This is a genomic window from Mesorhizobium sp. BHbdii (genome assembly GCF_053848045.1).
The window spans coordinates 422,879-445,336 of record NZ_JBSPKX010000002.1 but is presented as its reverse complement, the minus strand read 5'-3'; the positions used below and the strand labels follow the sequence as shown (position 1 = coordinate 445,336).

The 22,458-nt window shown below is 61.0% G+C and carries 20 protein-coding genes, 1 tRNA gene and 1 pseudogene; 11 read left to right on the top strand and 11 right to left on the bottom strand.

Annotation, left to right across the window (positions count from 1 at the left end; genetic code table 11):
• Positions 1-40: 40 nt before the first annotated feature.
• The 8 genes from ACWTU8_RS14905 to ACWTU8_RS14870 are packed head-to-tail and all read left to right on the top strand — an operon-like array spanning position 41 to position 8,681.
• On the top strand, positions 41-1,168 hold the full coding sequence (locus ACWTU8_RS14905) for a transporter substrate-binding protein (protein WP_455848753.1): 1,128 nt from the start codon (positions 41-43) through the stop codon (positions 1,166-1,168).
• A complete protein-coding gene (locus ACWTU8_RS14900; protein ID WP_065009964.1) occupies positions 1,165-1,764 on the top strand; it encodes an ANTAR domain-containing response regulator in 600 nt (199 codons plus the stop codon). The genes ACWTU8_RS14905 and ACWTU8_RS14900 overlap by 4 nt, the downstream gene beginning before the upstream one ends.
• Positions 1,742-2,650: an ABC transporter permease gene (locus tag ACWTU8_RS14895; RefSeq protein ID WP_455848752.1), complete on the top strand. Its 909-nt coding sequence runs from the start codon at positions 1,742-1,744 to the stop codon at positions 2,648-2,650. The genes ACWTU8_RS14900 and ACWTU8_RS14895 overlap by 23 nt, the downstream gene beginning before the upstream one ends.
• Positions 2,647-3,567, top strand: a complete 921-nt coding sequence (locus ACWTU8_RS14890) for an ABC transporter permease (RefSeq protein ID WP_455848751.1) — start codon at positions 2,647-2,649, stop codon at positions 3,565-3,567. The genes ACWTU8_RS14895 and ACWTU8_RS14890 overlap by 4 nt, the downstream gene beginning before the upstream one ends.
• Positions 3,568-3,610: 43 nt before the next feature.
• Complete coding sequence (locus ACWTU8_RS14885) at positions 3,611-5,254, top strand: ABC transporter substrate-binding protein (RefSeq protein WP_455848750.1); 1,644 nt, start codon at positions 3,611-3,613, stop codon at positions 5,252-5,254.
• On the top strand, positions 5,244-6,188 hold the full coding sequence (locus ACWTU8_RS14880; RefSeq protein ID WP_455848749.1) for an acetamidase/formamidase family protein: 945 nt from the start codon (positions 5,244-5,246) through the stop codon (positions 6,186-6,188). Before ACWTU8_RS14885 ends, ACWTU8_RS14880 begins: the two co-directional genes overlap by 11 nt.
• Positions 6,185-8,017 (top strand): ABC transporter ATP-binding protein, encoded by a 1,833-nt coding sequence (locus ACWTU8_RS14875; RefSeq protein WP_455848748.1) that lies wholly within the window; start codon positions 6,185-6,187, stop codon positions 8,015-8,017. The genes ACWTU8_RS14880 and ACWTU8_RS14875 overlap by 4 nt, the downstream gene beginning before the upstream one ends.
• A gap of 55 nt (positions 8,018-8,072) precedes the next feature.
• Entirely contained in the window at positions 8,073-8,681 is a 609-nt protein-coding gene (locus ACWTU8_RS14870; RefSeq protein ID WP_455848747.1) for a hypothetical protein, read from the top strand.
• A 373-nt stretch (positions 8,682-9,054) separates the two neighbouring features.
• On the opposite strand, the gene ACWTU8_RS14865 is transcribed toward ACWTU8_RS14870, so the two are convergent.
• From ACWTU8_RS14865 to ACWTU8_RS14835, 7 genes and pseudogenes are all read right to left on the bottom strand, one after another.
• Entirely contained in the window at positions 9,055-9,963 is a 909-nt protein-coding gene (locus tag ACWTU8_RS14865) for a nitrilase-related carbon-nitrogen hydrolase (protein WP_455848746.1), read from the bottom strand.
• A gap of 26 nt (positions 9,964-9,989) precedes the next feature.
• Positions 9,990-10,354: pseudogene (locus ACWTU8_RS14860) on the bottom strand (RidA family protein).
• A gap of 15 nt (positions 10,355-10,369) precedes the next feature.
• Positions 10,370-11,548 (bottom strand): NAD(P)/FAD-dependent oxidoreductase, encoded by a 1,179-nt coding sequence (locus ACWTU8_RS14855; protein ID WP_455848745.1) that lies wholly within the window; start codon positions 11,546-11,548, stop codon positions 10,370-10,372.
• Between the two features lie 227 nt (positions 11,549-11,775).
• Positions 11,776-12,063 carry a GIY-YIG nuclease family protein gene (locus ACWTU8_RS14850; RefSeq protein ID WP_455849066.1) on the bottom strand — a complete coding sequence of 96 codons (288 nt, stop codon included), beginning with the start codon at positions 12,061-12,063 and terminating at the stop codon, positions 11,776-11,778.
• A 255-nt stretch (positions 12,064-12,318) separates the two neighbouring features.
• Positions 12,319-13,287, bottom strand: coding sequence for a D-2-hydroxyacid dehydrogenase (locus ACWTU8_RS14845; RefSeq protein WP_455849065.1), 969 nt, complete (start codon positions 13,285-13,287; stop codon positions 12,319-12,321).
• Positions 13,288-13,289: 2 nt separating this feature from the next.
• The gene (locus ACWTU8_RS14840) at positions 13,290-14,093 is read right to left on the bottom strand and encodes a pyrroline-5-carboxylate reductase (RefSeq protein WP_455848744.1); all 804 of its coding nucleotides are present in this window, start codon (positions 14,091-14,093) and stop codon (positions 13,290-13,292) included.
• A 103-nt stretch (positions 14,094-14,196) separates the two neighbouring features.
• Positions 14,197-14,673: a methyltransferase family protein gene (locus ACWTU8_RS14835; RefSeq protein WP_455848743.1), complete on the bottom strand. Its 477-nt coding sequence runs from the start codon at positions 14,671-14,673 to the stop codon at positions 14,197-14,199.
• 130 nt (positions 14,674-14,803) lie between these two features.
• Between ACWTU8_RS14835 and ACWTU8_RS14830 the strand changes: the two genes are divergently transcribed.
• Both ACWTU8_RS14830 and ACWTU8_RS14825 read left to right on the top strand, forming a co-directional pair.
• Complete coding sequence (locus ACWTU8_RS14830; protein ID WP_455848742.1) at positions 14,804-15,313, top strand: MarR family winged helix-turn-helix transcriptional regulator; 510 nt, start codon at positions 14,804-14,806, stop codon at positions 15,311-15,313.
• Between the two features lie 346 nt (positions 15,314-15,659).
• Positions 15,660-15,842 carry a hypothetical protein gene (locus tag ACWTU8_RS14825; protein ID WP_455849064.1) on the top strand — a complete coding sequence of 61 codons (183 nt, stop codon included), beginning with the start codon at positions 15,660-15,662 and terminating at the stop codon, positions 15,840-15,842.
• 47 nt (positions 15,843-15,889) lie between these two features.
• Here the strand turns inward: ACWTU8_RS14825 and ACWTU8_RS14820 are convergent, their stop codons facing one another.
• The 4 genes from ACWTU8_RS14820 to ACWTU8_RS14805 form a co-directional block, all read right to left on the bottom strand.
• Positions 15,890-16,123, bottom strand: a complete 234-nt coding sequence (locus tag ACWTU8_RS14820) for a hypothetical protein (RefSeq protein ID WP_027152211.1) — start codon at positions 16,121-16,123, stop codon at positions 15,890-15,892.
• Positions 16,124-17,024: 901 nt separating this feature from the next.
• A complete protein-coding gene (locus ACWTU8_RS14815; RefSeq protein ID WP_455848741.1) occupies positions 17,025-17,954 on the bottom strand; it encodes a polymorphic toxin type 44 domain-containing protein in 930 nt (309 codons plus the stop codon).
• Between the two features lie 10 nt (positions 17,955-17,964).
• Positions 17,965-19,458 carry a hypothetical protein gene (locus tag ACWTU8_RS14810; protein ID WP_455848740.1) on the bottom strand — a complete coding sequence of 498 codons (1,494 nt, stop codon included), beginning with the start codon at positions 19,456-19,458 and terminating at the stop codon, positions 17,965-17,967.
• Positions 19,459-19,713: 255 nt separating this feature from the next.
• Positions 19,714-19,790 (bottom strand) — tRNA-Arg (locus tag ACWTU8_RS14805).
• Positions 19,791-20,013: 223 nt separating this feature from the next.
• Here ACWTU8_RS14805 and hsdR point away from each other — a divergent pair.
• Positions 20,014-22,458, top strand: coding sequence for an EcoAI/FtnUII family type I restriction enzme subunit R (gene hsdR, locus ACWTU8_RS14800; RefSeq protein ID WP_455848739.1), 2,445 nt, complete (start codon positions 20,014-20,016; stop codon positions 22,456-22,458).

The window sequence follows — 22,458 nt, the reverse complement described above, 5'->3', positions numbered from 1 at the left end:
GCGGCGGCGGCTGCGGGGCATTGTTATTTTGGGGATTTGCTTGGGACGGCGTATCGAAATCGGCATCCTTTACTCGCGGTCGGGCAACTACCGCCTGCTGTCCGAATCCTGCCGTTCCGGTGCGATGACGGCCATCGCCGACATCAACGCCGATCCCGCCATCCCGATCGAATTCGTTCCGGTGGAGCGCGACCCGCAAGGCAATATCGATGGCTACGCGACGGGCTGCGCCGACATTCTCGCCAACAGCGGCGCGCGCCACATCATTGGCTGCATCACGTCATGGAGCCGCAAGGAGGTCATCCCGATCCTCGAGCGCGCCGGCGGCACGCTCTGGTATGCCTGTCCCTATGAGGGCTTCGAAGCAAACGAGCATGTCGTCTACATGCACGCTTGCCCAAACCAGCATCTCGTCCCGCTGCTGGCCCATGTCGTGCCGCGCTTCGGCGCCAATGGCTTCCTGCTCGGCTCCAACTATATCTGGGGCTGGGAGACTAACCGTGTCGCCCGCGACCTGATCGCCGACGCCGGCGGCAAGGTTTTGGGCGAGCGCTATCTGCCGCTCGGCGAGGTCGATGTCTCCAGACTGATCGCCGAGATCCAGGCAACCCGGCCGGAGTTCATCCTGAATAACCTGATCGGCTCCTCGTCCTATGCCTTCATCGCGGCCTATGCCGAACTCGCCGAACGCGACCCGCATTTCAGGCCGGAGCGCTGCCCCATCCTGTCCTGCAATCTCACCGAATGCGAGTTGCCGGCGCTCAATGATGCAGGCAATGGCCATCTTTCCGTCGGGCCCTACTTTCACGATATCTCGGCAGCGGATCGCCAGGGCGATTGGGCGCCCTCTGTCATGCCTGCCTCATCCTTCGAGGCGGCCGCCTATGCCTCGGTGCGGACGCTTGCCGAAATCCTCGCCCGCAATCCCGGCGCACAATGGCCGGACCTTCCCAAGGCCTTTGCCGGAACCTCGTTTCGAACCCCGCTCGGCGACATCTCCATCGATCCGCAAACCCAACACGCCACCTTGCCGGTGCAGATCGGGCGCATCGAGGGCACCGCGTTCAAGACCGTCACGCTGACCAAGGGTGTCGCGCCCGATCCCTATCTGTCCCGCTATGACCGGACCGAGACATTCGGCCGCCCACGCCTGAGGGTGGTCTCGTGAGCAAGGTCCCGCGCATCCCGAATCTCGGCGGCGCCAGGGCCTTTGTCCTGCATCGTCCGCATCCGACGGTGCAGGCGATCACGCGGCAATTGTCGGCCATCGGCCTCGAGACGGTCGGCTGCTGGCCGGAACTGCCGGCCGAGGCGCTGGCGGCGGACTTCGTCTTCTTCGATGCCGATCTCGGCTTCGACGAACAATTCCCATGGGCGCCGGGTGAGGCGCCGATGCCGCTGGTGGCGCTGATCGGCTCCGAAGCGCCGGGCCGCATCGAGTGGGCGCTGTCGCACAAGGCCGACGCCCAGTTGCTGAAGCCGGTTGGCAATGCCGGCGTCTACAGCGCCCTGTTGATCGCACGGCAGAGTTTCGAGGCGCGCAAGCTTTTGGCAAGCGAGATATCGTCGCTTCGCCTGCGCGTCGCGGAGCGCCAGACCATCGTGCGCGCGGTGGAGGCCCTGTCGAAAGGCGCCGAGGACGGCCGCGCCTATGCGCAGCTCCGGTCGCTGGCGATGAGCTGGCAGATCAGCGTCGAGGAGGCCGCGCGCCGGATCGTGGCGATGACGGAAGAAGGCGGCGATGACCAGTCCCATCGCGCCTGATCTTCCGGCAACCGGGCGCATGCCGGTCAAGCCACGCGCCGGGGTCTGGCGGCGCCTGGTCAAGCGCCCTCTGGCGGTGCTCGGCCTGGTGATCGTTGCCGTCGTCGTGGCTGGCGCCGTCCTGGCGCCGTGGCTGACGGGCTACGATCCGAATGAGCAGATGTTTGACGGGCTGACGCTTGAAGGTGCGCCCTTGCCGCCGAATGCCAGCTTCTGGCTGGGCACGGATCTGCTCGGCCGCGATCTGCTGACCCGCATCCTTTTCGGCGCGCGTACTTCGCTGATCATCGGGATCGTCGCCAACGGCGTGGCGCTTTTGATCGGCACGCTGGTCGGCGTCACCGCGGGTTATTTCCGCGGCTGGATCGGCAGCGCGCTGATGCGCTTCACCGATCTGATGATGGCCTTTCCGGCGCTGCTGCTCGCCATCTGCCTGGCGGCGGTGCTCCAGCCGAGCCTGTGGATCGTTGCCATGGTGATCGCACTGGTGAACTGGGTGCAGACCGCGCGGGTCATCTACACCGAGACCAGCTCGCTCGCCGAGCGCGAGTTCATCGACGCCGAGCGTACGATCGGGGCCAGCGCATCACGCATCCTGTTTCGCCATATCCTGCCGCATCTGCTGCCGACGATCATCGTCTGGGGCACGCTCGGCATCTCGACCACGGTGCTGCTCGAAGCAACGCTCAGTTATCTCGGCATCGGCGTGCAGCCGCCGACCGCATCCTGGGGCAACATCATTTTCGAGAACCAGACCTATTTCCAGGCAGCGCCCTGGCTGGTCTTCTTTCCGGGTGCGGCGATCCTGGCGCTGGCGCTGGCCTTCAACCTCATTGGCGATGCGCTGCGCGACATCCTCGATCCGACGCAAAGGGGCCGAGCATGATCGCCTATCTCGGCCGCCGTATCATTCAATCGCTGCTCATCCTGCTCGGCGTGTCGCTGATCACCTTTGCGTTGCTCTACCTGCTGCCCGCCGATCCCGTCCGACAGATCGCCGGCCGTAGCGCCACGCCCGAGACGGTCGAGAACATCCGCCGGCAGCTCGGCCTCGATCAGCCCTTCTTCATCCAGTACTGGCACTATCTGACCAGCCTGCTCAGCGGCGATCTTGGTCGCTCCTACATCCAGCGTTCCGAGGTCACGGAGCTCATCATCTCGCGGCTGCCGGCAAGCCTGCTTTTGATGGTCGGCGCCATCCTTTGCGAGCTGGCGATCGGCCTGACGATGGGCCTTGTTGCCGCAGTCAGGCGTGGCACCGCCACCGACCAGACGCTGATGGTCGCGTCCTTTGTCGGCGTCTCGGCGCCGCAATTCGTCGTCGGCCTGCTGCTCCTCTATGTATTCGCCGTGCGGCTCGGCTGGTTTCCGATCGGCGGCTACGGCACCTGGCGCCATTTGGTGCTGCCCTCGCTGACCATGGGAATCCTCGGCGCCGGCTGGTACGCCCGCATGATGCGCTCGTCAATGATCGACGTGCTGCGCCAGGACTATATGCGAACCGCTCGCGCCAAGGGCCTTGCGCGCGGCGCCATCATCTTCCGCCATGCACTGCCCAACGCCATCCTGCCGGTCATCGCCATGATCGGCATCGACATCGGCATCTTCATGGGCGGCATCGTGGTGGTCGAAAGCGTGTTCGGCTGGCCCGGCATCGGCCAGCTTGCCTGGCAGGCCATCCAGCGCGTCGACATTCCGATCATCATGGGTGTCACCCTGGTTTCAGCCTTGGCCATCGTGCTCGGCAATCTCCTGGCCGACACGGTCGCACCGTTCATCGATCCGCGCATCAAGCTTAGATGAAAACCAAAAAAGACCGGTAACAACCAGAGAAAGGGAACATGAGATGAAGAAATTCTTGACATCCACCCTTGCGGTATCGGCGCTCGCGCTGATGCTCGGCATGACAAGCGTACGCGCCGAGGATGCCGTCGATCCGAACGCCAAGCAGGGCGGCGCGATCACCATCACCTACAAGGACGACGTTGCCACGCTCGATCCGGCCATCGGCTATGACTGGCAGAACTGGTCGATGATCAAGAGCCTGTTCGACGGGCTGATGGACTACGAGCCGGGCACCACCAACCTGCGGCCCGACCTCGCCGAGAGCTATGAGATAGCGCGCGACGGCAAGACCTTCACCTTCAAGCTGCGCCAAGGGGTGAAGTTCCACAATGGCCGCGAGATGACCGCCGACGACGTGAAATATTCGCTCGATCGCGTCGCCAATCCGAAGACGCAGAGCCCCGGCGCCGGCTTCTTCGGCTCGATCAAGGGCCATGACGATGTCGCTGCAGGCAAGGCGGAAAGCCTGGCGGGCGTCACCGTCGTCGATCCCTACACGGTCAAGTTCGAACTGACCCGGCCCGACGCCACCTTCCTGCATGTCATGGCCATCAACTTCTCGCATGTCGTGCCGAAGGAGGAGGTCGAGAAATACGGCGCGGACTTCGGCAAGCATCCGGTCGGCACCGGGGCTTTCAAGCTCGCCGAATGGACGCTCGGCCAGCGCGTCGTCTTCGAGCGCAACCCGGACTACTGGCACAAAGGCCTGCCGCATCTCGACAAGGTCACCTTCGAGATCGGACAGGAGCCGATCGTGGCGCTGCTGCGGCTGCAGCAGGGCGAGATCGACATTCCCGGCGACGGCATTCCGCCGGCCAAGTTCCAGGAGGTGATGGCCGATCCCGAGCAGAAGGCCCGCGTCGTCGAGGGCGGCCAGTTGCACACCGGTTACATCACAATGAACACCACCATGGCGCCCTTCGACAATGTGAAGGTGCGGCAAGCGGTCAACATGGCGATCAACAAGGACCGTATCGTCCAGCTGATCAACAACCGTGCGGTGCCGGCCAACCAGCCGCTGCCGCCGTCGATGCCCGGCTACGACAAGGAATTCAAGGGCTATCCCTATGACGTGGCCAAGGCCAAGGCATTGCTTGCCGAGGCCGGTCATCCCGATGGTTTCGACACGCAGCTGTTCGCCATGAACACCGATCCCAACCCGCGCATCGCCCAGGCGATCCAGCAGGATCTGGCGGCGATCGGCATCAAGGCCAGCATCCAGTCGCTCGCGCAGGCCAATGTCATCGCCGCCGGCGGCGACAAGGCCGGCGCGCCGATGATCTGGTCCGGCGGCATGGCCTGGATCGCCGATTTCCCCGATCCGTCGAACTTCTACGGGCCGATCCTCGGCTGCGCCGGCGCGGTTCCGGGCGGCTGGAACTGGTCGTGGTACTGCAACAAGGATCTCGACGCCAAGGCGGCGGAGGCCGACTCGATCGTCGATCCGGCCAAATCAGGCGAACGTGCCAAGATGTGGAGCGCGATCTACGGCAAGATCATGGAAGACGCGCCCTGGGCGCCGGTCTTCAACGAGCAGCGTTTCACCATGAAATCGGCCCGGATGGGTGGCGCCGACAATCTCTATGTCGATCCCGTCCATATCCCGATCAATTATGACAATGTGTATGTGACCGATGTGCAATAACTGTGACTACACCATCCACGGGCGCCATCACCATTTCGGCTGGGACAATTCCTTTGTCCCGACTGAGCGGGTGGCGCCCGGTTCGACGATCGAATTCCAGTGCCTCGATTCGTCAGGTGGCCAGCTTCAGGCCGACAGCACCGTTGCCGACGTCGCTTTGCTCGACTTCGCCAAGGTGAACCCCGTCACCGGGCCCATCTATGTCGAAGGTGCCGAGCCGGGCGATGCACTGAAGGTGACGATCGAGATGTTCAAGCCGTCCGGCTTCGGCTGGACGGCGAACATTCCGGGATTCGGGCTGCTCGCCGACAATTTTTCGGAGCCGGCGCTGAACATCTGGACATACGACGCCGCCTCGCTCGAGCCGGCGCTGTTCGGCAAGCATGCGCGGGTGCCGCTAAAACCCTTTGCCGGCACCATCGGCAACGCGCCGGCTGAAATGGGCCTCCACTCGGTGGTGCCGCCAAGGCGCGTCGGTGGCAATCTCGACATCCGCGATCTCGCGGCCGGCACCACGCTCTATCTGCCGGTGGAGGTGGCCGGTGCGCTGTTTTCGGTCGGCGACACGCATGCCGCGCAGGGCGACGGCGAAGTGTGCGGCACGGCGATCGAAAGCCCGATGGATGTCGTGTTCAAGCTCGACCTGATTAAGGATGCGCGGCTGAAGACGCCGCGCTTCACCACGCCTGGCCCGGTGACGCGCCATCTCGATGCCAAGGGGTATGAGGTGACGACCGGCATCGGACCGGACCTGATGACGGGCGCCAGGGAAGCGGTCTCCCAGATGGTCGACCTGCTTGCCGGCCGCTACGCAATGGACCCGGTCGAGGCCTACATGCTGGTTTCGGTCTGCGGCGATCTCCGGATCAGCGAGATTGTCGACATGCCGAACTGGGTGGTGTCGTTCTACTTCCCGCGCTGCGTCTTCGAATGAGCAAAGGCGCAACCAGCAAGCGGACCGGGGCTTTTGCCCCGGCCGTTTCGGTCACGGCCGGACCGGTGCTGGAAATCTCCGGGCTGACCGTCGGCGTGCGTGGCGAAGATGGCGAGCGGCCGGTGGTATCAGAGCTATCGTTCTCGCTTTCGCGCGGCGAGACGCTTTGCATTGCCGGTGAATCCGGTTCCGGCAAATCGATGACCGCGCTGGCGATCATGCAGTTGCTGCCGCAGCCGGCCGCCCGGATAGGGTCTGGCACGATCCGGCTTCGCGATGTGGATCGGAGTGACATCGACCTGGCGGGGCTCGATGAGCGCCGGATGCGCCGCATTCGCGGCGACCGCATCGCGATGATCTTCCAGGAGCCGATGACATCGCTCAATCCGGTGCTGTCGATCGGCCGGCAGCTGGTCGAGTCCATCGAGGCCCATACCGGCCTGTCGCGCGCCGAGGCGCGCCGGCGCGCCATCGAGGCGCTGAAGGCTGTCCGCATCCCGGAAGCCGAAAGCCGGCTAAAACAGTTTCCGCACGAACTGTCCGGCGGCATGCGCCAGCGCGTGATGATCGCCATGGCGCTGGCACTGAAACCGGATGTGCTGATCGCCGACGAGCCGACGACGGCGCTCGACGTCACCGTGCAAGGCGAGGTGCTGGAACTGCTGCGCGATCTGCAGCGCGAACACGGCACCAGCATCATCCTCATCACCCATGACATGGGCGTGGTGGCCGAAATGGCCGATCGCGTCGTCATCATGCGGCACGGCCGCATGGTCGAGCAGGGAACAGCCGCCGATATTTTCGCCAGGCCGCAAGCCGACTATACGCGCGAGCTGCTCGCTGCCGTGCCGCGCATCGGAACCGGCGTCGGCCGCCAAAAGTCCCCCGAACAAAAATCCGTCGAAGCGGAAATGCCCGGAAGCGTGGCGGTGGTCAACGATCTGCATGTCCATTTCGACCTGCGCGGTGGCTTCTTCGGCCAAGTGAACCGCCGTGTCCACGCCGTCGAAGGCGTCAGCTTTTCGATCGCGCCGCACGAGACGCTGGCGCTGGTCGGCGAATCCGGCTGCGGCAAGTCGACCACCGCCAAAGCGTTGGCCGGGCTTGTGCCCTACCACGGCGATATCGTGATCGGCGGGCGCAATCTGGCGGGCCTTGGCCGTGACCAGCGCAGGTCGGTTCGCCGCGACGTGCAGATGATTTTCCAGGATCCCTATGCCTCGCTTGACCCGCGCATGCGCGTCGGCGACCTCGTTGCCGAGCCGCTGTTGATCCATGGCATTGCCTCGAAGGAAGAGCGCGGCCAGCTTGTGGCGGCGCTTTTCGAGCGCGTCGGGCTGTCGGCCGACCAGATGGAGCTCTATCCGCACGAATTCTCGGGCGGCCAGCGCCAGCGCATCTGCATCGCGCGCGCTCTGGCACTCAGGCCCAAACTCATCATCGCCGACGAGAGCGTTTCGGCGCTCGACGTGTCGGTGCAGGCCCGCGTGCTCGACCTGCTGAAGGAACTGCAGCGCGAATTCGGCATCGCCTATCTGTTCATCTCGCACGACATGGCGGTGGTCGAGAACATTTCCGATCGTGTCGCCGTCATGTATCTCGGCCAGATCGTCGAAATGGGCACCCGCGACCAGGTCTTTTCGAACCCGCGCCATCCCTACACGAAGCGCTTGATCGAGGCCGTGCCGGTGCCCGATCCGGCAAAGCGCCGGCCGCGTTTCGCGCGTCTCGACCAGGAGATCCCGAGCCCGACTCGAAAAATCGGCGAAGACCCGCCGAAACTGGCCCTGAAGGATCTTGGCAACGGTCATCTCGTTGCTGTTTCCTAGAGCGGGATGAATTTAGGTTGGCGAGCCGCGCTCGCGCGAGTTTTTGAAGGTGCTGGTGCAGGACGCTGATCTGGATGGGCTGAAACGCTGGTCGTTCACCACAGCGCGCATCGGCGAGACGAAGCTGCTGATCTCGCGCATCGGCGTGACCGGCGAGCTCGGCTTCGAGCTTTTCGTGCCGGCCGACGAGGCCGCCACCGTCTGGGACGCGTTGATGCGGGCCGGCCAGGATTTCGGCCTGAAACCCTATGGCGTGCTGGCGATATTCACGCTTGGACTGGAGAAGGCCTATCCGGCCCACGGCATCGACATGGACGAGACCCGCACGCCGTTTCATGTCGGCCTCGATCGCTGGATCAGGTCCGACAAGGGCGATTTCGTCGGCCGCGAGGCGCTGCTCAAGATCCGCGACACAGGCGTCGACGAGCCGCTGGACCGGGCTGATCGTCGAAGGCGGCATGCCGGCCGCGGCGAATGCGCGGGTTCTGGCCGACGGCGAGGATGCCGGCGTCGTCACTATAGCGACCACGGCTATTCCTCGGGCAAGGTGCTGGCGACCGCGCATCTGCGGCTGCCGTTCACGCAGATCGGGACGGTGCTCAGCATCGACATCGATGGCGCCGACACGCGGGGTGGTGTCGGCGATGCCGTTCTTCGATCCTGACGGGGTGAGGCTGAGGGCATCCTCGACACAGTAGTTTTGGCAGGTCGAGCCGATCGGCAGCGAACGTCGATGATTCCTGTCAGTGGCAGGTCGCAAACATCTAGGATTAGCCGAAGCATCCCTCCACTTCGTCATCCCAGGGCGGAGCAAGGAGCGAAGCGACGCGGCGCAGACCCTGGGATGACGAAGATGTGGTGGGCCTAACGCTAATCGCGAGCGTTGGAGACTTGCGGCCGGAAGCCGGCCGACGACCGTCCACAGCCGCGTTCAGGCTCAGTCTAAGAACCAAGTCCTCTGTGCAGAGGAACTAGTTTCGAAGTCCTGTGATGGTAACGCAATAACGGAACGCGAACGGCCAGCGAGGGCCGTCACCTCAAACCTGATCCGCGATCAGCCGATATTGGTCGGGCCGGCGATATCTGGCGAAGTCGAAATTCACCTTGCGGCAGACGGCGATGAGGTCGAGATCGGCGCGATGGACGATCACCTCGTCGTCGAGCGACATCGCCTGCGCCGCGATTTCGCCGGTCGGGGCGATGATGCAGGAGCCGCCGATCAGGGCCTGGCCGTCCTCGACGCCGGCCTTGGCCGCTGCCGCGACCCAGACCGTGTTCTGATAGGCGCCGGCCTGCATCGGCAGATGATTGTGGAACATGCGCAGATGCGCCAGCGCCGGCGCCTCATCGAGCAGCAGCGGGGTGTTGTAGCCGATCAGGACAATTTCGGCGCCGTTGAGGCAGAGCATGCGGTAGGTCTCCGGCCAGCGCCGGTCGTTGCAGATGGCCATGCCGACGCGCACGCCGCGATAGGCGAAGACCGGAAAGCCGAGATTGCCGGGCTCGAAATAACGCCGCTCGAGATGCACGGTCGTGCCCGGTTCCGGCTCACTTGATCCCGGTACATGGATTTTGCGATAGCGCCCGACAAGCTTCCCGTCCTGCCCGACCAGATCCATCGTATTGAAGCGGCCCCCGTCCACGCGCGTCAGCTCGGCATAGCCGAGCGCGAAGCCTATCTTGAGCCGCGCCGCGGTGTCGTAAAGGCGCTGCGTCTGCGGGCCCGGCATGGCCGGCTCGAAGAACGCCTCGATCTCGGCCTGGTCGTCGATGCGCCAGCGCGGAAAGAAGGTTGTCAGCGCCAGTTCGGGAAACACCGCGATTTCAGCGCCGGCGGCCGCCGCTCTTTCCAGAAGCACGACCAGCCGGTCCACCGTTTCGGACCGTTGCGCGCTTTTCTGTATCGGGCCGGTCTGGCAGACCGCTATGGTCAGGTTTCGAGCCATGGCGTCGTCTCCCAATAGATCGCAGTTCAGGCGGCAGCGGTCACCATGATCTCGACGCGGTAGCCGTCGCCGGCGAGCCGGGCTTCGAGCGTTGCCCGCACCGGCATGGCGCTTTTGTCGATCCAGGCGTCCCAGGCGGCGTTCATATTGTCGAAGTCGGCAATGTCGCGCAGCCATACCGTGGCGCTCAGGATCCTGGTCTTGTCGCTGCCGGCCTTCGCCAGATAGGCGTCGATCTTGGCGAGCACGTCGCGCGTCTGCTGCGTGGTGTCGCCGGACAGATCGTCGGCCGTCATCCCGGCCAGATAGACAATGCCCCAGATAGACAATGCCATTATGGGCTGAGCACGCGGCAGAAGCGTGGTCCATTCTCGAAGCGTTCGATCGTCATGCGGTCATCCCTCACTCACGGTGCTTTTTCCTCCGGCGCGAATGTCGCCCCGATCCGGCCGGGCGCAAGATCGCCCGGCTCGATGCCTTGACGCAACAGATCATCCGGCAACAGCCCGGTGCGGATCAGATCGCGACATGCCCGGGCCAGCGCCGGCGATGTCTTGATGCCGTAGCCGCCCTGGCCCGCCAGCCAGAAGAAGCCTTCGGCCTCGGCGTCGAAGCCGACCACCGGCGAGGCGTCGCTGACAAAACTGCGCAGGCCCGCCCATTGATGTTCTATCCGGCGCACGTCGATCGTCGTCGCCCGCTGCAGCCGATCGACGCCGACGGCGACGTCGAAATCGTCGGGATAAGCGTCCATCGGCTCGCTTGGGGTCGCATCCGCCGGCGAGACGAAAATCCGGCCGGCGTCCGGCTTGAAGTAGAATTCCTCGCCGACATCGTTGACCAGCGGCCATCCGGCAATGGAGACGCCATCCGGTGCTGCGACATGGAACGCGGTGCGCCGCTTCGGCACCAGACCGATCGGCGCAACTCCAGCCAGACCGGCGATCCTGTCCGCCCAGGCGCCGGCCGCATTGACGAGGATCGGCGCGGCGAACAGTCCCTGGCTCGTCTGCAGGATCCAGCGATCCTTGTGCCGCTCGATCGCGTCGACGCCTGCATTGGTGACGATCCGGCCGCCACGTCTGCGCGCGTTGCGCAGGAAACCCTGATGAAGCTCGTTGACGTCGATCTCGCGACAGCCTGGTTCGACGATCGCACCGGCGACATAATCGGCTCGCAGCACCGGCACGCGCGCAAACGCCTCTTCGGGACTGACCCGATGGATCGACGGCACGAATTGCCTGGCCCTTTCGAGTTCCTCTTCAAGCCGGCCGAGCTGATCCTGACGCGCGATGGTCAGCATGCCACGCGGAAGTATCAAGGGATGATCGCAAAAGTCCTCGGGCGGCGCTTCGAGAAAAGACCTGCTCGCGATCGCCAGCCGTCGGATGACGGCGTTGCCGTAATTCTCCGTAAAGCTCGCGGCCGACCGGCCGGTGGAATGGTAGCCGCAATGGCTTTCCCGCTCGAGCAGGATGACCGACGAGACGGCCGCCAGTTCATAGGCCGCGCTCGCTCCGGCAATGCCGCCGCCGATGATCGCGATCTCGGCTTCTTGTATCGAGGCGCCGTCGGGAGACTTCATCGCTAGTTCCTCTGCACAGTGATTTTGACAGGTTGGGCCGATCGGCAGCGAACGTCGATAGTTTTTCGGCGGCCAATTTCAGTGGCAAATCGCAAACTTTCGAGATTAGCCGAAACACCCCTCCCTTCGTCATCCCAGGGCGGAGCAAGGAGCGAAGCGACGCGGCGCAGACCCTGGGATCCATGCCGTTACCTCGCGGCAGTGCTCCAGCGGACCAGAACCGAACGCTACCACCCCGTTCCGCGAAAAAGCTCGAACCACTCTGGATTAGTCTTCTCGATCAGTTCTATCTTCCATGGGCGCGGCCAGCGCTTCAGCGACTTCTCGCGCTGGATGGCATCGCGGATATCGAAATGTTCTTCATACCAGACCAGACGCTGCACACCGTAGCGGCTGGTGAAGCGCGAGCCCTGGCCGGATTTGTGCTCCGGCATGCGGCGGCCAAGATCGTTGGTGACACCGATGTAGATCGTGCCGCGCTTCTGGCTCGCGGTCATATAGGCATAGCCGGTCATGGTGGAAGGGTAGCTGGCACCGTTGCGGATGCAAGCACCGTTCTGAGCCGTTGCATTCCTCGGCTGAGGTAACGGAATGGATCCCAGGGTCTGCGCCGCGTCGCTGCGCTCCTTGCTCCGCCCTGGGATGACGAAGGTGTGGTGGCTTATGGCTAATCGCAAACCCTCGAGATTGGCAGGAGGAGATCGGTCGGCGGCAACCATCACAGCCTCCTTCAGGCTCAGTCAAAGAACCAAATCCTCTGTGCAGAGGAACTAGTAACCGCGCATTGGATCGACAACGCCGAGCAGCTTTTCGCCGCGCCGATAGCGGCTGAGATTGTCTGCGAACATTTCAACGGCTTTCTCCTCCCAGCCTTCATAGACCGACGAGCAATGCGGCGTGACGATCACGTTCTCATAGCCCCAAAGTGGGTGATCAGCCGGCAGTGGCTCGGTCGAAAAGACATCGAGCGCGGCGCCTTTGATGCTGCCGCCGTCGAGCGCCGACAGCAGCGCTGCCTCATCGACGACGCCGCCACGCGAAACGTCGATGAGCACCCCCGACGGCTTCATCGCGGCAAACGCCGCAGCGCCGATCAGCCCGCGCGTCGCCTCCAGCAGCGGCACGCAACAGGCGATGAAGTCGGCCCGGCCCCAAAGTCCCGGCAATGCCTCGATGCCGTGAACCTCGTCGACATCGGCGGTTGGCCTGGGATGCGCACGTACGCCGAACGTCGTCAGCCCCAGGGCCTTCGCACGCCGGGCCAATGCTTGCCCGGTCCTGCCGAGGCCGAGCAGCAGCAATGTCTTGCCCTGGATTGGCTCGACCGAGCCGGTGATCCACGTTCGCGCGCGCTGATGCCTGGCGAAATTTCGAAGACCGAGCGAGAAGGACAGCATCGCCCCCAGCGCGTATTCGGCCATCATATCGGCCGCGACACCGGCGGCGTTCGTCACCGTCACCTTTTCGGGGTTCCAGCGACCCAGATGATCCGTCCCCGATCCGCCGACCGACACCCATTTCACCGTCGGGCTCTCCAGGAGAGCGGAGCGCGGAAAGCGCGCTGTGCCGTCGAAGCGCACCGAGTAGACGATCTCGGCCTTTGTCTCTTCTATCAGGGCGGCCAGACCGGCGTAGCTGTCACAAGGATAGACCGAAAGCCCCGGATGCTTGTCCCGCAACAGCTTCATCGCCACGGCCGGCGCGTTGGTGTGAAGGATTACGCTAGGGTCGGCTGTCATCGTCACGATAGAGGACCAATGCGCGGCGCTGCTCCTGCCGAGATACGCCGATGCACGCCATCCAGGCTTTCTGCGAAGGCAACAAATACGTTCCGTGCCGTGAGCTCGCGCAATACCTGTTCGTTGAGCCCGCCGCGCGTTGCATAGTCTTGCGCCAGATCCATGAAGCCCGTATCCGGCGTTGTTTCCGGTGCGTTGGCCAGCGCTTTGAAAATGGTGACGATATAGTCGCGCGCCCGCGCCTCGGCGACGCCATGCTGTTTCAGCCAGCCATGGATTGTATCGAGATATTTGAAATAGCTGGCAAATGTCGCGGTAACGACGCTCAGCGCGTCGAACTCGCTCGAATCATCGACCTCGATCACCTTTCCCAGCCTGCCGAACAATGCCGCCATGCGCCGGTCGGGCGGACAGATGATTGTCGCTCCCTGCCTGTGAGCGATCATCGGCATGGGAAGTGCCTTCGTCACCTGCTCCACGGGAGCGATCAAGGCGGCTATTTCTTCGCGCGACAGGGTGGCGATCAAGCTGACGACGTGACGGTCACGACGAAACCGCAATCCTGTTAGCACGTCATGCGCAATCTGCGGCCGAACCGCCAGCATGATCGTATCGCAACTGTCGAGGACTGCCTGATTGTTCGGTGCAACCCGTACATCGCGGTAGCGAAGCGCCAGGCTGGCAGCAACTTCTTCATTACGGGGCGACAGGACAATCGATACGGAATTGTCCGCGGCGGATTTAAGCCCGGTGACAATCGCGGCTGTGAGCGCGCCTGTGCCGATGCCGATGAAGCCGAGTTTCATTTGAATCCCTAAGCGTTGGTTCTGGATCGTCGTCAGCCGCCAAAATAGTACCAGCTCGGCGAGACTTTGGGATCAGAGCCCGCGATCGGCATTCTTGCGACGCTCAGAGCCAGCGCCTCACGCTTTGCTTGTAGTCGCGATACGCTTCGCCGAAACGCCGCTCGAGATAGGCCTCCTCGCGGGCGACGACGCCGTAGCGGATCAGGATTGCCAGCGGCAGCGTGAGGACAAGGATCCAAATATTCTGCGCGGCGACGCCGATGCCGCCATAGATCAGGAACATGCCGAGGTAGATCGGATTGCGCGTCCATCCATGGATGCCGGTCGTCACCAGCACGCGCGTCGGCTCATTCGTCGGCACCGGCGTCGCCGCACGGTAGAAGTTGCGAATGCCCGCTGCGAAAAGCGCAAAACCGATCAGCACCAGCGAGCCGCCGATGATCCAGGCCCCGGGAATCGGGAACGGCAAGCGCAACAGGCGATCCAGCACGAAGCCAATCAGAAAAGCGGCGAGAAAGAGCAGGGGCGGTCTCGCGATGACGCCTGCGGTTCCGGTGTCGGTTTGCCCAGCCGGGTCCATGTCTGCTCCCGCAGATGCTGGAGAGCTATGAAGCCATAGCCCCTAGAGATGACAATCAAGGTGTCATTCTAGAAGTTGACAATATAGGTGTCAATCGCGGAAATTGGCGGAGACAAGGAGAACGGAAGCGATGGCGCCGGCACGACACGGGACTGAGTTGGGCCCAAGAACAGGGACGGACCCCATCGTTGACGGCAAGGCCGAGGCGATCACCGAGCTGATGCTCGAAGTGGCCCAGTGCTTCTTCAGAATACGGGCTCTCGGCCAGAAGGCAGGGCTCATCACCAGTTGGGGCGGCGGTGCGTTCGGCTTCATGCGAAGCCTGGCGCTGCTTGGCCCGCTCACCGTGCCGCAGATCGCCCAGATGCGGCCCACCAGCCGTCAGCGCATGCAGCGGCTGGCGGATGAGCTTGCGGCCGAGGGGCTCGTCGAATTCATCGACAATCCGAAGCACCGGCGCTCGAAGCTCGTGCGGCTGACGCGCAAAGGCGACGCGCGCCACAGTGAGCTGAACGCCCAGCTCTTGGCGATCGCCTCGACCATGGGCGTCGCTCTTGACGAAGCGGACATCCGCAAGACCGCCGGGATCGTGCGGCAGCTGAGCGATGATGTGAAAGTGCGGTCGGAGCGGCTGTCGTAGCGCTGACGCAAAGGCTGCGCGGCGCCGTTGAAGGGAATCCTGCTTGAGCGGCTCCCTGATCGCGTGCCGTTCAGCCTGGATGCGCTTGGCTGATTGCCACTTCCGTCCGGGCCCGCCGGCGAACGGTTGCCAACCGGAACCTCTGCGGAGCTCAGGCGTTCGAAACCGCAGGAACTGATAGCTGCGCCTGCAATCGGCAAAGAGTACTGCAATGGCTCGGAAAGCAAAGATAACGACAGGCACGAACGACCGGCCGCGCAACGAAACCATAGGCCAATCCGGCGAACCGGACGACAGCAGCACGTCGCTTGAAGTCGACGAGACCGCCGCCCGGTTGAGAGACAAGCTGCAGGGCAAACCTGCGCAAGCTGCGCAGGATCAGACCAATGTCGACGAAGTACCGCCAGGCACTCCTGGCGCCGGCGAGAATATGTGTCGCCGCTGCGCCGGGACAGGCATGATCGACGGCCGCACCTGCCCCGAATGCGGTGGAACCGGAAAGGTGACGACGCCGATCGGCGGCGGCTGAGGCGATCAGGGGGCCTGCCCGTTCCTATCCGGGCTGCCCTGTGCGGATCAGATCGCCGGCACCCATTTCCAGAACACCCCCTCCATCCGTTCGGGATAGTGCTTGAACTCGCATTCGAAGCGCCACCCGTAAGTCTTGGCGGCCGCCAGCGCTTCCTTGCTGACTGGGTTCATGCCCGTTCCCGGCGCGAACCAGTCTTCCAGCAAGTCGTCGGGTATGTAGGCGCCGATCCTCAAAGGTAGTTTTTCCAGGACGACATCCATTTCGTCAGGTGCGGACATGGCCTCTCCCTTCAAGATTTTGCCACAAACAAGTCATTTGAGGCGGATTGGGTTCCGGGCCAGTCGCTGAGGTGGAAGGTGACCGTGATAGGCGCGGGGCTCCAGCTGCAGTGGGTGCAGTTTTGTTGGGCTATAGCTGGTTGTATGACAGTGCCGCGGACGAAGAGCCCCTCGCGGCGGGACGGTGCAACATTCCGGAGGACAGTTTCCCGGGTATCGACTTGGGCGAGTGATGCCTACGGGTCGGGTTCTCGTTGCGCACTGGTCGCGGGTTGCCGCGAGGTGTATAGCTCTTTGTGCTGTGCACCCTGATCCTTTATCGGGTCGCTAGAGCTTGTAAGCTTGAAGTCCACTTGCCTGTGTCGCCCAAGCGATGCGCATTGATTCGAAAGCTGGAGGAGGGCTAAAATAACTTAGCGAGCCAGGCCCTCGGGACATTAATAAAGTTATGAGGAGGAACCCATGCCAGCCAAGCGGTTGTTAATCGTTTTCGCGACTTCGATGTTATCTTCGATCACATATGCGATCTTATGTGGCGTTGATTCAACATCCGCGTCAGAATTTGTTGTCTGCGAAGGAGAATTTTTTGCCGAACCTGGTCTTGATGGTTGCCCGCCGAATGAAGCAGCAACTCAATGCTACACTGTAGATGACTTCGCGACGGACGTTTGTATGCAGACTGACGGATCACAAAAATACACAAAGGTCGTGTTGTCTCAGCGAGGTGGAAACAAATGTGGTTATACGATTTGGCGAATAATCTGCCGATAAAATTCTTCTCTATCCGGTGTGCCTAGTTTGGGTTCGCGACCAAATATTCACGTCGTCAGCGTCGCTCATTAATAGTGGTACTGCAAAAAGGAGGATCGCAATGAGGCCCGAAAATCCTCAAAGTGTTGAATTAGTATCCCATCCCCATTCCCATCCCCGGCCTCGGCTGCATATCGTTATACAATATATCAATTAGCTCTCTATTCTTATAGTAATCATATCCGTTACGGATCTGCTCTTGATCGCGCGGGTCATCTCCGAACGACCCAGAGAGATCAAACCAATGTCCAGAAGAAGGGTCCCACTGCCCAAAGTATGTACCGTATGCGCCGGCGCCACGAAGCGCTATTTCCTCCGGCACGCCCACAGCCGCAAAAGCGTAACCAAAATTAAAGTTGCCTGCATTCTCCCACTGTGATCCGAAAGTACTCTTATAATTCCAGAAGCCGGAGTTCCTAACTAACTGTACAGCCGCGATTAACGCCTCAGTTCGCCCACTCAACGTCGCCTTGTCGATACCCTGGAATAGCTTGCGAACATTTTCATCGACTGATTGGCCCCGCGGAAGCGCGGTTGGTCTATTGAACAGGTGATACTTTCCCGCGCTTTCAATTATCTTTGACGCACGCTCAATGCAATCAGGGGCACCAGCCAAGAAGGATCGACTTTGGTTGTCCGAAAAGTATGAGCCGGAACTGCTTGATAGGTATCCCGGTGGCTCTGTCGGAGTATTGGTCGCAAGCGATTGATGAGTTGTAAGAGTGTAAAGGCCACACGTCGGTTCTCGGTAAGATATCCCGGTTTCGGTGCTAGTCGGCTCATCAACCCTCTCCGCCTGAGAAGGGGATAGTTCGGTAGTAATTTCCTCCTGTTCTTTTTGATCTTGGCTGCCGGTTTCGTCGGGCACCTCGATATAGTGCTCCGCATCTGCCAAGGTGGTGTGCAAGTCGAAGTGTAAGAAACAGATCAGACTGCTACCGAATAGCAGCGTCTGCCGGCGGGTCACAAAGATGCGTGGCCCTGACTGCACCACGCCGATTGGTGTATGGCCCTTGTACATTCATAGTCACCTACGATGCTGTCCAAATGTGCATACCAAGGTCCTCAATTGTATCCGTGGTATCGTCCATTCTGATCTCGATTGTCCACGTACCTGAAGCGTCGCCATTCCAAAATATGTCTGCGTGCTGCGGCTTTAGTTCTATGGAAGAGGAAACTTCGCACACGCGGCCGAATCGAACTGAACTCGTCCCCTCAAAGGCTCCCGCCGGTGGCATAACGTCTAACGTTATTGGCTTGCGTCGATTTCCTAGGTACTCGAATGATGCTCCCCGAAGGAGCCGTCTTCCAGGGGGAAGCACAGATGAGTCAACGACCACGGTTGCTGTTATCTTGCCACCTTTGTCGCCGACGTTACCGCTTGGTGCGATCCGCAGCGCCGGTTTTCCGCACCAAAAGGATGAGACAGTAACCCGTTGCTCACGCTTTGTCTTAAGGAGCTCGCTTTGCACCTCTACAAGCCAAAGCGCTGCGTAATCTAAAATGCTGCCAGGCTTTGGTACGACAAAGGGAGTTTTTACTCCATAGAAGTCGTTGAGGCCAGCCGCCAATGGCGTAATTCTCTGAGCTAAACAAATAAGGTTCGAGACAAAAAGCTCCTTTTGTCGCGTCAACCGTTCATCATAGTTGAGTACCGAACCTGCGCGACAGTGCTCGTTTAGTTGTGCCCACGCAATCTGCCGACTGACCGCCGCACGGTTTGAACGAAACCCTTCGTCTTTGCGCAGGTAGTCTTCCTTCCTCCGCGCGATCACCAACTTGCTCTGTAATTGAGCAGATGCAGCACTAATCGACGCCAAGGTGCTTTCCCATGTCGCCAGTTCAAAACTAGATCTGTAAGCACCAGTCTCAAGCGCAGCGTCGTACACATCGGCTTTGTTGGTATTCGCTGTGTCCCTCGTTATCTGAGAAGACTGTTTTACGAAACTGTCGATTGACGACGGCGTCAGCACGCCTGAATAGGGCTTCCCGCTTGCACCCTGTCGGAGCATTTCCTCAGGCAATGCACGCTGTTCATCGAGTTTTGCAATTGTAATTTCTAGTCCGGATTTATCATCGGCGGCGTCTTGCCAAGGCAGTTTGTAAAGTCCGGCGTCTACCTCCTCAAGGTGAATGAGATCGAGTCGAATGAACTCCTCGCCCTTAAGCCTTGTATCGTTGCGAAGCTTCGCTAGTTCACCATATTGGTTCCGAACCTGGAGCGCGCTCTGCACATAGCGCAAAGCTTCATCGAGGTTCTGCTCGACTTTTCGAGGGGATATGCGATCATCAGTCGGCAGGTCTTGAAATGCTGCCGTTTCAAGGTCAGGTACTTGCGCGTCGACGCTGCCTGCAGTGTAAGTCTCTCCATCGGCATAAATACTGACAGAGTTGATGAGGGAGTTCTGGGGACTACGTATCAGGCTCTGAAGCTTCGCCGTGTCCTCACGAAGTGCGCCCAGATCGATGGAGTACGTTTGCGCAAACTCTGACCGAATACGGTCTATTTCGAGTTTATCGGACATAGTCAAACCTTGTGTAGAGAACCTACTCAATTGACCGCCGACGCTTGCTCGAACTCAAGCTCACCATTGAGAAGCTACGTCGCGCGTGCCTTGAACTCAACGCACTGGCACTCTGAAGCCTATCATCATTCAAGTCAATTACCTTAGCAATTGGCTGTAAACGCCGGCCACGCGGCCATCGTCAGAAGCAGGCGCAGGTGCCCAGTTTTGTTTCAGTGCTAGGAAAAATGTCACGCCAAATCAGCATGTTACGAGTGGCGCACCCGACAGGATTCGAACCTGTGACCTCTGCCTTCGGAGGGCAGCGCTCTATCCAGCTGAGCTACGGGTGCCTTCAGGATCGACGATCCGGAAAACGAACCAGCCGGTAAACTGGCCAGCCACGGCTTCTTAGCGGAAGCAGGGGCAAGCTTCAACGGGCAAGTCGAGTTTAGGCGAATTCCGAAGGCCCCCGCAAAAAGTGGGCTTTAAACGGCTCACTAGCCGATGTGTTGAACTGCACCCTTGATCGGAGTGGGCTTACCTCATAGAGCCAAGGTGGGGGGACATCAGTTGATGGACAAACGAAGCCTCACTGAACGCGACATCTGCACGAAATTCATCTTGCCTGCCGTCAAGCGCGCTGGATGGGACGAGATGTTGCAGGTTCGGGAGGAGGTTTATTTCACCAAGGGCCGGATCATCGTGCGCGGCAAGCTGGTGACTCGCGGCAAGGCGAAAAAGGCCGACTTCGTTCTCTACTATAAGCCGAATATCCCCATCGCCTTGATCGAAGCGAAGGACAACAATCACGGCGTTAGCGACGGCATCCAGCAGGGCCTAGAGTACGCCGCGACGCTGGACATCCCCTTCGTCTTTTCCTCAAACGGCGATGGCTTCGTCTTTCACGACCGCACGGGCCAGAGCGATACCAAGGAAACCAACCTCGGTCTCGATGCCTTCCCCTCACCCGCCGATCTGTGGGCGCGCTATCGCGCCTGGAAGGGCCTCGACCCGGAAGCAGAACAGATCGTGCTTCAGGATTATTTCGACGACGGCAGCGGCAAGGTCCCCCGCTATTATCAGGTAAACGCCGTCAACGCCGCGATCGAGGCCATCGCCAAGGGTCGCGACCGCGTGCTGCTCGTCATGGCGACGGGGACGGGCAAGACCTACACGGCGTTTCAGATCATCTGGCGCTTGTGGAAGGCGGGTCGCAAGAAACGCATACTCTTCCTCGCCGACCGCAACGTGCTGATCGACCAGACGATGGTGAACGACTTCCGCCCGTTTGGCGCGGCGATGGCGAAGCTTTCGACGAACGCAAAGACCATCGAGCGGCAGGACGGCACCACGGTCGATCTGATACTGGCGCTCGACAGGAAACGGCGGATCGACACCGCCTTCGAGGTCTATCTCGGTCTCTATCAGGCCATCACTGGGCCGGAGGAGCGCCAGAAGCTCTACAAGGAGTTCTCGCCCGGCTTCTTTGACCTGATTGTTATCGACGAATGTCATCGCGGCAGCGTGGCCGAGGATTCCGCTTGGCGCGAAATCCTCACCCACTTTTCCGGTGCAACGCAGATCGGCCTAACTGCCACGCCGAAGGAAACGGAATACGTTTCCAACGCCGATTATTTCGGCGAGCCAATCTTCACCTATTCATTGCGCCAGGGCATCAGCGACGGCTTTCTTGCGCCCTACAAGGTAATCAAGGTCCACATTGATCGCGATGTCGAGGGCTATCGCCCGGAACTTGGGCAACTCGACCGAGACGGCAACGAGGTCGAGGATCGCATCTATAACGCCAAGGATTTCGACCGGACGCTGGTTCTTGATGACCGCACCTTGCTTACCGCCAAGAAGATCACCGAATTTCTAAAGGAAAGCGGCGACCGTTTCCAGAAAACCATCGTGTTCTGTGTTGACCAGGAGCACGCCGCGCGGATGCGACAGGCGCTCATCAACGAAAACAAGGACCTTTGCGACGAAAACCACCGATACGTCATGCGGATCACCGGTAGCGACAAGGATGGCCAGGACCAGCTCGGCAATTTCTTGGACCCGGAGTCGAAATATCCGGTTCTCGTCACAACCTCGCGGCTTTTGTCCACTGGGGTTGACGCGCAGACCTGTCGGTTGATCGTGCTCGACCGCACGGTGGGTTCGATGACCGAATTCAAGCAGATCGTCGGGCGTGGCACGCGCGTTCACGAGGACACCAAGAAATTCTACTTCACACTGATCGACTTTCGTGGCGCGACCTCTCATTTCGCCGATCCGGAGTTCGATGGCGATCCGGTGCAGATTTATGAGGCCAGCGAAGACGATCCGATTATGCCGCCCGATGATGCCGTCGTTGATTTTGGTGAAGGTGATCAAGCGCTTTACGAAGCGGGCGATGGCGAAACCATAATTGATCAGCCGGGTTTTCCGCTGCCGCCGGGCAATCAGGTGCGAAAGATTTACGTGGACGGCGTCGGTGCCCGCATCATCGCCGAGCGAGTCGAATACCTCGACGAGAACGGCAAGCTCGTCACCGAAAGCTTGCGAGATTTCACTAAGACAGCGTTGAAGAAACGCTTCGCCAGTCTCGACGATTTCCTTAGACGCTGGAAATCTGCTGAACGCAAACAGGCGATCATTGAGGAACTGGAAGCCGAGGGCTTGGCGCTTGATGCCATCGCCGATGATCTGGGCAAAAACCTCGACCCGTTCGATTTGATCTGCCACGTCGCCTTCGACAAGAAACCTTTGACACGCCGTGAGCGGGCCGAGAACGTCAAGAAGCGTGATGTATTCACGAAATACAGCGCGCAAGCTCGCGCCGTGCTCGACGCGCTGCTTGAAAAATATCGCGACGAGGGCGTGCTCAATCTCGACGATGCCAATGTGCTGAAGGTGACGCCCTTCACCGCGATGGGCAGCGTCGTCCAACTCATCAAGGCGTTCGGCGGCAAGGAAGGTTTCGAAAAAGCCGTCCACGAAATGCAGAACGCCATTTACCAGGAGATCGCATAG